We start from the raw sequence: 12943 nt of genomic DNA, 5'->3' as shown, positions 1-12943 counted from the left end.
AAACTTTAGCCGCGGACGCTCATTTTATGCTACTAGCATAATGACATCATGATATTTCACGCCAGATTTTTTTTAGAGCTCATCGCGCCGTTTGGCCCGTGCTAGACGGCCTGCCATGGCGCCAGCCTCCTCCAGAACCTCTCTCACATAGCCCAGATGGCGGCTCGCCGCCTCGCGTGCATTCTCCGCTTCCCCCGCAACAATCGCCTGGTAGAGCGCCCGGTGTTGCTCCAGCAGCCGCTCGCGGGTCTCACCCCGTTGGGCGTGCATCCCGCCGATGTTGGTCACCATGTGATGGCGCAGCAATTCGAACAGGCTGCGGATGCTGTGCAGGTAAACGGCGTTGTGGCTGGCCTCGGCGATGGCCAGGTGAAAGGCGGCATCGGCCTCGCCCTCCTCTTCCCGGGTGAGGGTTTCGCGCCGGCGGTAGCAGTCCTCCAGGCGCTCCCAGGCCAGGGTCAGCCGCGCCAGGTCCGGCTCGGTGGCGCGCTGGGCGGCGTAGTAGGCGCAGGCGCTTTCCAGGGTGTGGCGAAATTCCAGCAGATCGCGGCGGGTTTCCTCGCGGCTTTCCAGCAGCGGCAGCAGGGGATCGGTGAAGGCGCTGTTGAGCGCCTCGGTGACATAGGTACCGCCGCCCTGCCGGCTGAGCAGCAGGCCGCGCGCGATCAGCTTCTGGATGGCTTCGCGCAGCGAGGGTCGCGACACCCCGAAGCGCTCGGCCAGCACCCGCTCGGCCGGCAGGCGCTCGCCAGGGCGCAGCGAGCCTTCGGCGATCAGCGCTTCCAGGTGCTTGACGATGTCGTCGGACAGACGACGTTGCTTGACCGGTTCGAACCCCATGAAAAACCTCGAAAAATGCTGCGGACAGCAGCGGCCGTCCGCCAGGCGGAAGAGCTGGGCCGACGAAAGTCGCACATCAAGGGGTTTGACAGGCACAAAGACCCCGCTTAACGTGCGTGAAGTCGCCCTTGTAAATTGGTCTTACCAATTTTTGCCACAGGTCGCGATCTTGTGCAACCCCGTCCTGCCGCCTCCCTACAAAAACAATCAAGGAGCACCCGATGGAAACCTGGCAACAGATCTATCTCCCCCTTGGCAGCCTGGGCCTTTCGGCCTTCGTCGCCGCCTTGCCCATTCTGTTCTTTTTCGTCGCCCTCGCCGGTCTGAGACTCAAGGGCCATGTGGCGGGCGCCCTCACCCTGGCGATCGCCCTGCTCATCGCCCTGTTCGTCTATCGCATGCCGGTGGACAAGGCGCTGGCCTCGGCCGGCTACGGTTTCCTCTACGGCCTCTGGCCCATCGCCTGGATCATCGTCACGGCGGTGTTCCTCTACAAGCTGACGGTCAAGTGCGGCCAGTTCGACATCATCCGCAGCTCGGTGCTGTCGATCACCGACGATCAACGCCTGCAGGTGCTGCTGATCGGCTTCTGCTTCGGCGCCTTCCTGGAAGGTGCGGCCGGTTTCGGCGCGCCGGTGGCCATCACCGCCGCGCTGCTGGTGGGCCTGGGCCACAATCCGCTGAAGGCGGCCGGGCTCTGCCTGATCGCCAACACCGCGCCGGTGGCCTTTGGCGCCCTGGGCATCCCGACCATCGTCGCTGGCCAGGTGACCGGCATCGACGCCTTCAAGATCGGCGCCATGACCGGCCGCCAGCTGCCGCTGCTGTCGCTGCTGGTGCCGCTGTGGCTGATGTTCATGATGGACGGCATGCGCGGCCTGCGGGAAACCTGGAAGCCGGCGCTGATCTGCGGCGGCACCTTTGCCGTGTTCCAGTACCTGACCTCCAACTTCATCGGTCCGGAACTGCCCGACATCACCTCGTCGCTGGCCGCCATGATCGCCCTCACCGGCTATCTCAAGCTGCGCCAGCCGCAGCACGCTACCGCGGGTGCGACTGCAGTGGTCGCTGGCGGTGGCGGCGCCGCCATGCTGGGCGGCGGCGCGGGCTTCGGCAGCGGCGGTCGCCTGCCGCCCGAGCATTCGCTGGGCACCGTGATCAAGGCCTGGTCGCCGTTCCTGATCCTGACCGTGGTGGTGACGATCTGGACCACCAAGGCCTTCAAGGCGCTGTTCGCCAGCGGCGGTGCCCTCTATGCCCTGGTGATCAACGTGCCAGTGCCCTACCTGGACAAGCTGGTGCTCAAGACGCTGCCGATCGTGGCCACGCCGACGCCCATGCCGGCGGTCTACAAGCTCGATCTGCTGTCGGCCTCGGGCACCGCCATCCTGATCTCGGCGCTGATCTCCATGGCCATCTTCCGCATCAAGCCCTCGACCGCCCTGGGCGTGTTCAAGGAGACCCTGGTGGAGTTGCGCAAGCCGATCCTGTCCATCGGACTGGTGCTGGCCTTCGCCTTCGTCGTCAACTACTCGGGGATGTCCACCACCCTGGCCCTGCTGCTGGCCGGTACCGGCGCGCTGTTCCCCTTCTTCTCGCCGCTGCTGGGCTGGCTGGGGGTGTTCCTGACCGGTTCGGATACCTCGTCCAACGCCCTGTTCGGCTCGCTGCAGGCCACCACCGCGCACCAGATCGGTGTTTCCGACACCCTGCTGGTGGCGGCCAACAGCTCCGGCGGCGTGACTGGCAAGATGATCTCCCCGCAATCCATCGCCGTGGCCTGCGCCGCCACCGGCATGGTGGGCAAGGAATCCGACCTGTTCCGCTTCACCGTGCGCCACAGCATCGGCTTCGCCGTGCTGGTCGGGTTGATCACCCTGGCGCAGGCCTATGTGTTCACCGGCATGCTGGTGCACTGATCACGTGGTTCCCGGCGGCGGTTCAGGCCGTCGCCGGTCCTCTTATTACCGGGCCAACCCGGAGTGACGCCTGATGAACGATCTTTTCTACAACGCCGCCCCCAACGCCACCCGTACCGCGCCACCGCTGGCGCCGCCGCGGACCTATCCGCAGCAGAAGCCGACCCAGGTGTATCTGTTCGGCACCTGCGTGGTGGACCTCTTCTATCCCGAAGCCGGCATGGACAGCATCCGCCTGCTGGAGCGCGAAGGCCTGCGCGTGCATTTCCCCCAGGCGCAGAGTTGCTGCGGCCAGCCGGCCTACACCTCGGGCTACACCGAGGAGGCCCGCGCCGTGGCGCGCACCCAGCTGGCGCTGTTCGCCGAGCCCTGGCCGGTGGTGGTGCCTTCCGGCTCCTGCGCCGGCATGCTCCGCCATCACTATGCCGAGCTGTTCGCCGACGAACCCGAGACCCTGCGTCAGGTGCAGGATCTGGCCGAGCGCACCTACGAGCTCGCGGAATTCCTGCTGCACGTCTGCCAGGTCGACTACCAGGATCGCGGCGCTCCGACCAAGGTGGCGCTGCACACCTCCTGCAGCGCCCGCCGCGAGATGCAGACCCACCTGCACGGCCGCGCCCTGCTCGGCCAGCTAGAGGCCGTGGAGCGTGTCGACCATGACCACGAAAGCGAATGCTGCGGCTTTGGCGGCACCTTCTCGGTGCGGATGCCGGACATCTCCGGTGCCATGGTGGCGGACAAGACCCGTGCCCTGCAGGACAGCGGCGCGGCCCAGGTGCTCACCGCCGACTGCGGGTGCCTGATGAACATCAACGGCGCCCTGGAAAAGCAGCGCGCCGCCCTGCGTGGCGAACACCTGGCGAGCTTTCTCTGGCGCCGTATCGGAGGTGCTGCATGAACGAGATGCTGAAGATCCCCCTCACCGACCTCAGCGAAGCGCCTCCCTTCAAGACCCGTGCGCGGCAGGCCCTGGGCGACGACCAGCTCAGGCGCAACTTCCGCACGGCCATGGATTCGCTGATGACCAAGCGCCTGGCCAGCATGAGCGATGCCGACGAGCGCGAGCGCCTGCGCGAACTGGGCAATCGCACCCGTGCCCGGGCGCTGTCCAAGCTGCCGGAGCTGCTGGAACGCCTGGAGGCCAACCTCACGCGCAATGGCGTCCAGGTGCACTGGGCCGAGACCACGGCCGAGGCCAACGCCATCGTCCAGCAGATCGCCGAGCGCCATGCGGCCAAACTGCTGATCAAGGGCAAGTCCATGGTCAGCGAAGAGATGGACATGAACCACGTCCTCGGCGCCCAGGGCATCGACTGCCTGGAGTCGGACATGGGCGAGTACATCATCCAGCTCGCCGGCGAGAAGCCGTCGCACATCATCATGCCGGCCATCCACCTCAACCGGCAGCAGGTCGGCACCCTCTTCCACGAGCACCTGGCCGAGCCCTACACCACCGACGTCGACGAACTCATCCAGACCGGTCGGCGGGTGCTGCGGCAGAAATTCTTCGAGGCCGACATCGGCATCTCCGGGGTCAACTTCGCCGTCGCCGAGACCGGCACCCTGCTGCTGGTGGAAAACGAGGGCAACGGGCGGATGTCCACCACGGTGCCGCCGGTGCACATCGCCGTGACCGGCATCGAGAAGGTGGTGGAGAATCTGCGCGACGTGGTGCCGCTGCTGTCGCTGCTGACCCGCTCCGCCCTGGGCCAGCCGATCACCACCTACGTCAACATGATCTCCGGTCCGCGCAAGGCCGAGGAACTGGACGGCCCGCGCGAGGTGCACCTGGTGCTGCTGGACAATGGTCGCAGCCAGGCCTTCGCCGACAGCGAATTGCGCCAGACCCTCAACTGCATCCGCTGCGGCGCCTGCATGAACCACTGCCCGGTCTATACCCGCATCGGTGGCCACGCCTATGGCGAGGTCTACCCCGGCCCCATCGGCGCCATCATCACCCCGCACCTGGTCGGCCTGGAGCGCGCACCGGATCATCCCAGCGCCTCCTCGCTGTGCGGCGCCTGCGGCGAGGTCTGCCCGGTCAAGATCCCGATTCCGGCGCTGTTGCGGCGATTGCGCGAAGAGAACGTCAAGGCCCCCGAAGCCGAGCCGCACCTGCTGCGCGGCCAGGGCAGCAAGTTCTCCGCCCGGGAGCGCTGGACCTGGCACGCCTGGCAGAACCTCTACACCTCGCCGCTGCTCTACCGTGGCTTCAGCTACCTGGCCACCCGCTTCGGCCGCTTCACCCCGGGCCAGCTCGGCCCCTGGACGGAACACCACAGCGCGCCCAGGCCGGCATCCCGCTCGCTGCACGAATTGGCCCGCGAACACTTGGAGAAACGCCCATGAGCGCCCGCGACAACATCCTCGCCAAGCTGCGCGGCAGTCTGCAGGGCACCCAGCCGCTGGCGGACACCTTCGACGAAGCCCTGGTGACCGAACCCTGGCGCTATCCGCCTGAAGAGCGTGTCGCCCGCCTGCGTACCCTGATGGAAACGGTGCATACCGAAACCCATTTGACCACCGCGGCGGACTGGCCGACGCTGGTCGAGCGCATCCTCGCCGAACGGGGGCTGGACCAACTGCTGATCGCCCCGGGCACGCCCCACGGCGCGCGCCTGGTGGAGCGCTGGCAGGGCGACGGCTCACCGCGCTGGAAGGCCTATGATCGCCCCGTGGAAGAATGGAAGGCCGAGCTGTTCAACGACACCCCGGCCAGCCTCACCGGCACCCTGGGCGCCCTGGCCGCCACCGGCAGCCTGGTGCTCTGGCCGGATCGCCAGGAACCGCGCCTGATGAGCCTGGTGCCCCCGCTGCACATCGCCCTGCTCAGGGCCAGCACCGTGGTGGACAACTTCTACGAGTTGCAGCAACAACACCGCTGGCAGGACGGCATGCCGACCAACGCCCTGCTGATCTCCGGGCCGTCCAAGACCGCCGACATCGAACAGGTGCTGGCCTATGGCGCCCACGGGCCCAAGGATCTGGTGGTGCTGATCGTCGAGGATGAGTGAGGGTTGTGGTCCCCCTCACCCCCTAACCCTCTCCCTCAGGGAGAGGGGGCAGTTAACCCGCGTGGAAAACGCTACGCGGTTTTCCACCCTACGGCGGGGGCATGCGTAGGGTGACAACGGCGCAGCCTTGTCCACGAATTCGATCTTCCGCACGCAGCCGAGCCCAACAATCCGGCCTCACTCCACTTGCCCGATCCGCTGCGGATCCGGCCAGAACAGCGCCGCCTGCCCCCGCCGCGTACCTTCGGCATCGATCAGATTCCACACCACCCCCGCATGGATCTGGAAGGCCTTCCCTGCCTTGTCGATGCGCCATCCTTCGTAGCCTGAGGCATAGCCCTGGCGCCCCACCGCCTCCATCAGGCGCTGACGCTCGTCGCGGTCCCTGGGCGAGGCGCTGTAACGCGAAGGCATGCCGATGAATTGGGCGCGGGGATAGCCGAAGCAGCTCAGCGCCTGCCGGTTGGCGTAGCAGAACAGCGGATCGCTCTCGGTACCGTGGGCCAGCAGGGTATAGGGTGCCCGCTCGTGCAACCAGGCAGGGACGTCGGCCTCAGGCAAGCCGACCGGACGCGGCAGCGGCTGACCGAGCCAGTGGCGGTAGGAGGCGTCCAGCAGCGGCAGCAGGCTGAGATCGGTGGCGGACAAGACGGCGGCTCCTGGGTGGGGGGACCCCCGCATTCAAGAGCAAGCCAGCGGAATTGGGAAGCCCGGGGCCACCGCAGCAGGACGCTGCGGCAGCCCAGGCGGCGCGGTTTACTTCACCGCGGAGAGGTCGATGCGCACCACGCTTTCCGGCGCGGTGTTCATGTATTCCTTGTCGAAGGGCGTCTTCACCGTCGCATACAGCGTCTGGCCATCCGGGCTGACCAGCAGGCTGTTGGGATTGGGCTTGAGGTCGTAGGCCTTCTTCTCGGCGTAGGTGGTGGCGTCGAGGATCAGCAAGCGACCGGTCTCGCGCTGGGTGATGTACAGCTCGTTGCGGGTGGTGTTGAGCTTGATGGCCAGGGCATCGCCCACCGGCAGGCGCTTGATCACCTTGCCGCTGCGGATATCGAAGACCAGCACGGTCTTGGCTTCGGAGTTGTCGGTCACGAACAGCTGGTTGTTCGCGCGATCCTCGGCCAGGTTCAGCAAGAGGTACTTGCCGCCATCGCCCGGCGTCCAGCGGTGCTCGATCTTGCGGGTGCGCGGATTGATCACCAGCACTTCGCCGCTGCCGTTGGCCGCATAGAGGCGCCCGGTGTCCTCGGAATACAGCAGGCCGGTCACCCACTTGCCGGCATTGGGAATGCGCGCCTTGAGGGTCAGGGTCTTGGCGTCCACCACCCAGATCACGCCCGGATCGCCGACCCCGCCGACATACAGCAAGCCGTCGTGGAGAATGACCTGGCGCGGATTGACCGGATGGCCGTCACGGCCCATCTCGTTGAATTTCAGCCGCTTCTCCACCTTGCCGGTGCGCAGGTCGATACGGCTGAGGCCGCCGTCCAGAGAGTTGGTGACGAACAGCGTCTCGCCACTGGCATCGGTGGTCAGGGCGAAGTTCTTCAGATCGGTGTGGATCTGGCCGGTGATGGCCAGGGTGGCCGGATCCAGCTGATAGATCACCCCACCGGTGACGCCCTTGGTCAACTGGGCGGTCGCCGCATAGACCGACTGCTTGGCCGGGCTGTAGGCCAGCTCATAGACGCCGTAGCCCAGTTCGATGCGCTTGAGTTCGGCCGGTGCCTGGGGCGCGGCGGGTTGCGCGGCAACGGGCGCCGGCGCGGGTGGCGGTGGCGTCGGTGCCTCCGGGCGATTGGAACAGGCTGCCACTGCCAGGGACAGCAGCGCCATGGCGCCCAGCGTCGAGACCTTGTTGAAAGACACCGCCATTTGCTTCTCCTAGGGACGAGGTGCGAGGGATCGAATCGATCCTGGAATGATAAACGTTCGCACTATGCCCAAGGCGCAAAGGTCAGACAAGACCGAAAGAGTTCAAATTCCTATCGGGTTCCGGTCGTCAGCCCCTGCCCCGCCGCTCTGGTCCAGGGCTTTCAGCCGGCCCTGGCGATCCAGGCGAAAGCGCGCGAAATCCTCGGCCAGCTGCAGGTTGCCGCGGTAACAGGCCGCGGCCTCCTGGCGCAGGTCGTCGATGGACGGCGAACGCCCCGCCTCGGCCTGGTAGCGCGGACTGAAATGGGTGAGCAGCAGGGCCGGCAGTCCCTGCGCCTCGGCGAAACGGGCGACGCCCGCCGCGCTGCTGTGGCCCCAGCTCTGCCCGGTCTTGTCGATCTGCGCCTGGGCATAGGTGGCTTCATGGACCAGCAGCTGAGCGCCCCGGCAGGCCTCTGTCAGCAAGGCGGGCGCGTCGTTGTCCCCCGCCACCACCAGCCGTCGTTCGCCATGGGCCGCCTGCAGGAAGTCGGCGCTGCGCAGCAGGCGGCCTTCGTGCAGCACATCCTCGCCGCCATGCAGCCGGCCCCACAGCGGGCCACGCGGCACCCCGGCAGCCGCCAGGGCCGCGGGATCGAGGCGCTGCGGCCGGCGGGTCTCGCGGAAGCGAAAGGCGTGACTGGGCACCCGGTGGGAAAGCGCGAAGGCGTCGATATCCCAGGCCCCGACGGAGACGCCCGCGAAGTCTTCCAGGGCGTGGAAGCTCAGTTCGAAGGGCAGGTGCAGCGCGGTCAGCGCCTGGGTGGCGGCGAGCCAGTCCGCTACCGCCTGGGGCGCGATCAGCACCAACGGCTGGCTGCGTCCGGTCATGGCGGCGCTGGCCAACAGCCCCGGCAGGCCATAGCAGTGGTCGCCATGGACATGGGTGATGCAGATGGCGCGCAGATCCGCGGCCGACAAGGGGGTACGCAGCAGCTGGTGCTGGGTCGCCTCGCCGCAATCGACGAGAAACCAGTCTTTGCCCTGGTCCTCGATCAGGGCCAGGGCCGAGACATTGCGCCGCCGAGTGGGCACCCCGGCCGAGGTGCCGAGAAACAGGAGGTCCATGGGGGCTCCGGGCAAAAGCTCAGTCTAGCGCGGCCGCCCCACTGTCGCCCGGGCAACAGTGGCCAGGCACCCCTGCTGCTGGCCAGGCACCCCGGGCCCCGCAAACCCCGAGAAAACGGCCTTTCAGGCCCTGGCAGCGCTCTTGCAAAGCCTCTGGCGTCGACCTTTCAATCGCCGAGGATCACCATGAATCTGCCCGCTCGCCATCTGCCGCCCAGCCCTGCGCCCAGCCCCGACTACGAACAACTGGCCGCCCGCTTCCGTCCGCTCTTTGCGCGCATCGCCGAAGGCGCCCTGGAACGCGAACGCAACCGCACCCTGCCCTATGCGCCCGTCGCCTGGCTCAAGGACGCCGGCTTCGGCGCCGTGCGGGTGCCGGTGGAATTCGGCGGCAGCGGCGCCAGCCTGCCGCAACTGGTTCGGCTGCTGATCGAGCTGGCGGCCGCCGACAGCAATCTGCCCCAGGCCCTGCGCGGCCACTTCGCCTTTGTCGAGGACCGCCTCAACGCCCATGCCAGCACCTCCCAGCGGGTCTGGTTCGAGCGCTTCGTCGCCGGCGACCTGGTGGGCAACGCCTGGACCGAGATCGGCACGGTCAAGCTCGGCGAGGTCATCACCCGGGTCAGCCAGCGGGACGGCGAATGGCGCCTCAACGGCACCAAGTACTACAGCACCGGCAGCCTGTTCGCCGACTGGATCGACGTCTACGCCCAGCGCGACGACACCGGCGGCGACGTCATCGCCGCCATCCGCACCGACCAGCCGGGCGTGCGCCAGTCCGACGACTGGGACGGCTTCGGCCAGCGCACCACCGCCAGCGGCACCTCGGTGTTCGAAGACGTGCGGGTGGCGCCCGAGAATCTCATCGACTTCGCCACCCGCTTCAAGTACCAGACCGCCTTCTACCAGCTGGTGCTGCTGGCCGTGATCACCGGCAGCGGCCAGGCCGCCGTGCGCGAATTCGCCGGCGAAGTGCGCGGGCGCACGCGGGTCTACAGCCATGGCAATGCCAGCGCGGCCAGTGCCGATCCCCAGGTGCAGCAGGTGGTGGGCAAGGCCTCGGCCTTCGTCTATGCCGCCGAAGCCGCGACCCTGGCCGCCGCCGCGGCGGCCCAGGCCGCCTTCGAGGCCCGCTATGCCGGGGATGCCGCCGCCGAGCATGAAGCCAACGTGGCGGCGGAGCTGGAATCGGCCCAGGCGCAGTCGGCGGTCGCCGAGCTGGTGCTGCGGGCCACCAGTGACCTGTTCAATGCCTTGGGCGCGTCGGCCACCAGCACCCGCAAGGGGCTCGATCGACACTGGCGCAACGCCCGTACCGCCGCCTCGCACAATCCGCTGATCTACAAGGAGCGCATCGTCGGCGCCTGGGCGATCGACGGCAGCGAACCGCCCTTCGTCTGGCAGATCGGCGGCGGCAGCAAGCAGGGCTGACTACCAGAATGCACAACGGCAACCCTGGGGTTGCCGTTGTGCATTCAGCGCGCCGGATCAGTTCGACAGCTGGCGGGCGAAACGCCCCACGGCGCCGACCACTCGCTGGGCGCCGTCCTGGATCTCCACGATCACCTGGCCGGCCTGCCCCGCCAGTTCCAGGCCCTGCTCGGCCTGGCGCCGACCGTTCTCGATCACCGTCACCGCCTCGCCGGCCAGTTGCTGGTTTTGCTGCACCACTCCGACGATCTCCTCGGTCGCCTTGCTGGTGCGCGAGGCCAATTGCCTGACCTCGTCGGCCACCACGGCGAAACCACGACCCTGCTCACCGGCCCGGGCCGCCTCGATGGCCGCGTTGAGCGCCAGCAGGTTGGTCTGTTCGGCGATGCCGCTGATGGTCTTGATGATGGTCCCGATCACCTGGGACTGGTTGTCCAGCGCCTCGATGCCCTTCACCGCTTCCTGCATCTGGGTGGCCAGGGCGCGCATCACTTCCACCGTCTGCTGCGCCACCGCCGCGCCTTTGCGGGCCGTGTCGTCGGTATGCTGGGAGGTCTCGAAGGCCACGCTGGCGGCTTCGGACACTGCCTGCTCCTGCTGGACCTGGTCGGTGATCACGGTGGCGAACTTGACCACCTTGTACAGCCGGTCATGGGCATCGATCACCGGGTTGTAGGAGGCTTCCAGCCAGACGTCGCGGCCATGGGCATCCAGGCGCTTGAAGCGATCCACGACGAATTCGCCGCGACGCAGGCGCGCCCAGAATTGCTCGTAGGCCTCGGAATTGGCCTCGGCCGGCTCGCAGAACAGCCGGTGGTGCTTGCCCTTGATCTGCGCCAGGGAATAACCCATGGCCTGCAGGAATCTGTCGTTGGCATCGAGCACCTCGCCCTGGAGGTTGAACTCGATGACTGCCGTGGAACGGCGCAGCGCCTTGAGTAGGCTCTCGTGCTCGCGCGAGGTCTCGATGGTTCGCGTCAGGTTGTTGCAGAACAGTCGGAAGCGCGTCACCTGGCCCTGGCTGTCATGGAAGGGGTGCAGGATGCCGCGCAACCAGGCTTCCTGACCGTCGCCGCGCAAGAGATGCAGGGCACCGCTGTAGGGCTCGCCGCGGCTCAGGGCCTGCTGCAGTCGGCGGCTGTATTCCTGGTTGCGGACGTGCGCCGGAATGAGGTCCGCCAGGGGGCGTCCCAGCACATCTGCGGCGCGCACGCCCATCTCCTTTTCGAAGTTGGCGTTCACCGCGGAGATGCACCCGCGGCCATCCAGTTCCAGGCCCAGCATTTCCACGTCGAGCTCGGCCTTCAGCCGCTTGAAGGAGTCCACCTGCTCGCGGAGGCGCTGCAGTTCTTGTTTTAGGCCTTTGTTGAACATGACACGCCCCTGGTTGGGAGATTAGGTTACCGCTGTATCGACCGGGATTAGTCAGGCCTTTAATGCCGTCAGCAGGACAATGACCAGATGTCCGGAATGCAAGATGGATGGCGGCGGGCCATTAACTAATAACAAAAAAATATTTCAACTCAGGGTTTGGCCGGCATTACGTTCTAACGCCTGTCTGCTCTCTCCATTGCAAGAGTCCCCCATGTCCGATTCCCTGCTGGCCCCCCTCCTTCCCCTGCTGGAGCGCTTCGCTGCCACCGCGGCGGAACGTGATCGTCAGGGCGGCACGCCCAAGGCCGAGCGTGACGCTCTGCGCCAGAGCGGTCTCCTGGCCCTGAGCATTCCTACGGAACTGGGCGGCCTCGGCGCCTCCTGGGAACAGACGCTGGAGGCGGTGCGGCGACTGGCCCGGGTCGACAGCTCCCTGGCCCACGTCTTCGGCTTCCATCACCTGCTGCTGGCCACCGCCCAGCTGTTCGGCCAGCCCGCGCAGTGGCGACCCTGGCTGGAGGGCACCGCGCACGATGGCCTGTTCTGGGGCAATGCCCTCAATCCCCTGGATCGCCGTACCCTCGCCCGCCGCAGCGGCGATGCCTGGCAGGTGGATGGCCAGAAGAGCTTTTGCAGTGGCGCCCTGGATTCGGATCTGTTGCTGCTTTCCGCGCTGGAAAACGATGACAGCGGACGCCTGTTGATCGCCGTGGTACCCACCGGCCGTGCCGGCATCCAGCTGTTCGACGACTGGGACAACAACGGCCAGCGCCAGACCGACAGCGGCAGCGCGCGCTTCGACGGCGTACGGGTCGAACACCAGGAATGGCTGCTCGATCCCGGCCCGCTGAGCACCCCCTTCGCCTGCCTGCGGCCGCTGCTGGCCCAGCTGATCTTCGCCAATATCTTTCTCGGCCTGGCCGAAGGCGCCTTTGCCGAGGCGCGCCGCTACACCACCACCCAGGCACGTCCCTGGTTCAAGTCCACAGCGGCCAGCGCCAGCGAAGACCCCTACATCCTGCGCCACTACGGAGAATTCTGGGTGGCCCTGGAGAGCAGTCGGCTGCTGGTGGAGCGCGCCAACGGCGCCTTCGCCCAGGCCTGGCAGCAGGGCACGGCGCTGACCGCCGCGGCACGGGGCGAACTGGCCATCGCCATCGCCACGGCCAAGGTCGCCGCCAGTCGTCACGGCCTCGATCTCGCCAGCCGCCTGTTCGAGGTCGGCGGGGCCCGCGCCACTGCCGGCGCACTGCGCCTGGATCGCTACTGGCGCAACCTGCGCACCCAGACCCTGCACGATCCGGTCGATTACAAGCTGTACGAGCTGGGCGACTGGGCCCTCAACGACACCCTGCCCACCCCCAGTTTCTACTCCTGAGG

The 12943-nt window shown here is 67.1% G+C and carries 10 protein-coding genes and 2 pseudogenes; 6 read left to right on the top strand and 6 right to left on the bottom strand.

Annotated features, from left to right (window positions below; translation table 11 throughout):
* Positions 1-72: 72 nt before the first annotated feature.
* Positions 73-840, bottom strand: coding sequence for an FCD domain-containing protein (locus tag QKY98_RS21020; RefSeq protein ID WP_027597638.1), 768 nt, complete (start codon positions 838-840; stop codon positions 73-75).
* A 221-nt stretch (positions 841-1061) separates the two neighbouring features.
* On the opposite strand from QKY98_RS21020, the gene QKY98_RS21015 reads away from it, so the two are divergent.
* The 4 genes from QKY98_RS21015 (at position 1062) to QKY98_RS21000 (ending at position 5773) form a co-directional block, all read left to right on the top strand.
* Positions 1062-2759, top strand: coding sequence for a lactate permease LctP family transporter (locus QKY98_RS21015; RefSeq protein ID WP_044341349.1), 1698 nt, complete (start codon positions 1062-1064; stop codon positions 2757-2759).
* 73 nt (positions 2760-2832) lie between these two features.
* Positions 2833-3657 (top strand): (Fe-S)-binding protein, encoded by an 825-nt coding sequence (locus QKY98_RS21010; RefSeq protein WP_007162121.1) that lies wholly within the window; start codon positions 2833-2835, stop codon positions 3655-3657.
* Entirely contained in the window at positions 3654-5108 is a 1455-nt protein-coding gene (locus tag QKY98_RS21005; RefSeq protein ID WP_144957253.1) for a LutB/LldF family L-lactate oxidation iron-sulfur protein, read from the top strand. Before QKY98_RS21010 ends, QKY98_RS21005 begins: the two co-directional genes overlap by 4 nt.
* Positions 5105-5773 (top strand): LutC/YkgG family protein, encoded by a 669-nt coding sequence (locus QKY98_RS21000; RefSeq protein ID WP_027597634.1) that lies wholly within the window; start codon positions 5105-5107, stop codon positions 5771-5773. Before QKY98_RS21005 ends, QKY98_RS21000 begins: the two co-directional genes overlap by 4 nt.
* A gap of 177 nt (positions 5774-5950) precedes the next feature.
* On the opposite strand, the gene QKY98_RS20995 is transcribed toward QKY98_RS21000, so the two are convergent.
* From QKY98_RS20995 to QKY98_RS20985, 3 genes are all read right to left on the bottom strand, one after another.
* Entirely contained in the window at positions 5951-6421 is a 471-nt protein-coding gene (locus tag QKY98_RS20995) for an MEKHLA domain-containing protein (protein ID WP_284671531.1), read from the bottom strand.
* Between the two features lie 108 nt (positions 6422-6529).
* Positions 6530-7651 (bottom strand): YncE family protein, encoded by a 1122-nt coding sequence (locus tag QKY98_RS20990; RefSeq protein WP_284671530.1) that lies wholly within the window; start codon positions 7649-7651, stop codon positions 6530-6532.
* 102 nt (positions 7652-7753) lie between these two features.
* Entirely contained in the window at positions 7754-8758 is a 1005-nt protein-coding gene (locus QKY98_RS20985) for a ribonuclease Z (RefSeq protein ID WP_284671529.1), read from the bottom strand.
* 186 nt (positions 8759-8944) lie between these two features.
* Here QKY98_RS20985 and QKY98_RS20980 point away from each other — a divergent pair, with 186 nt between their 5' ends.
* Positions 8945-10189: an acyl-CoA dehydrogenase family protein gene (locus QKY98_RS20980; protein ID WP_115946803.1), complete on the top strand. Its 1245-nt coding sequence runs from the start codon at positions 8945-8947 to the stop codon at positions 10187-10189.
* A gap of 57 nt (positions 10190-10246) precedes the next feature.
* Here the strand turns inward: QKY98_RS20980 and QKY98_RS24070 are convergent.
* Both QKY98_RS24070 and QKY98_RS24065 read right to left on the bottom strand, forming a co-directional pair.
* Positions 10247-10642 (bottom strand): annotated as a pseudogene (locus tag QKY98_RS24070) (methyl-accepting chemotaxis protein); the annotation flags it as partial.
* 144 nt (positions 10643-10786) lie between these two features.
* Positions 10787-11473 (bottom strand): annotated as a pseudogene (locus QKY98_RS24065) (PAS domain-containing protein); the annotation flags it as partial.
* A gap of 286 nt (positions 11474-11759) precedes the next feature.
* Here QKY98_RS24065 and QKY98_RS20970 point away from each other — a divergent pair.
* On the top strand, positions 11760-12941 hold the full coding sequence (locus QKY98_RS20970) for an acyl-CoA dehydrogenase family protein (RefSeq protein WP_502945096.1): 1182 nt from the start codon (positions 11760-11762) through the stop codon (positions 12939-12941).
* Positions 12942-12943 lie beyond the last annotated feature (2 nt).

The sequence above is a fragment of the Pseudomonas sp. HR1 genome (assembly GCF_030175875.1).
Taxonomy (GTDB): Bacteria; Pseudomonadota; Gammaproteobacteria; order Pseudomonadales; family Pseudomonadaceae; genus Chryseomonas; species Chryseomonas oryzihabitans.
This window is presented reverse-complemented; position numbering and strand designations above follow the sequence as displayed.

What these genes read in the sequence shown, in the direction of transcription:
- QKY98_RS20985 (WP_284671529.1), bottom strand. Translation starts at nt 8,758, where the DNA reads ATGGACCTCCTGTTTCTCGGCACCTCGGCCGGGGTGCCCACTCGGCGG.
- QKY98_RS21015 (WP_044341349.1), top strand. Translation starts at nt 1,062, where the DNA reads ATGGAAACCTGGCAACAGATCTATCTCCCCCTTGGCAGCCTGGGCCTT.
- QKY98_RS21005 (WP_144957253.1), top strand. Translation starts at nt 3,654, where the DNA reads ATGAACGAGATGCTGAAGATCCCCCTCACCGACCTCAGCGAAGCGCCT.
- QKY98_RS21020 (WP_027597638.1), bottom strand. Translation starts at nt 840, where the DNA reads ATGGGGTTCGAACCGGTCAAGCAACGTCGTCTGTCCGACGACATCGTC.
- QKY98_RS21000 (WP_027597634.1), top strand. Translation starts at nt 5,105, where the DNA reads ATGAGCGCCCGCGACAACATCCTCGCCAAGCTGCGCGGCAGTCTGCAG.
- QKY98_RS20980 (WP_115946803.1), top strand. Translation starts at nt 8,945, where the DNA reads ATGAATCTGCCCGCTCGCCATCTGCCGCCCAGCCCTGCGCCCAGCCCC.
- QKY98_RS21010 (WP_007162121.1), top strand. Translation starts at nt 2,833, where the DNA reads ATGAACGATCTTTTCTACAACGCCGCCCCCAACGCCACCCGTACCGCG.
- QKY98_RS20990 (WP_284671530.1), bottom strand. Translation starts at nt 7,651, where the DNA reads ATGGCGGTGTCTTTCAACAAGGTCTCGACGCTGGGCGCCATGGCGCTG.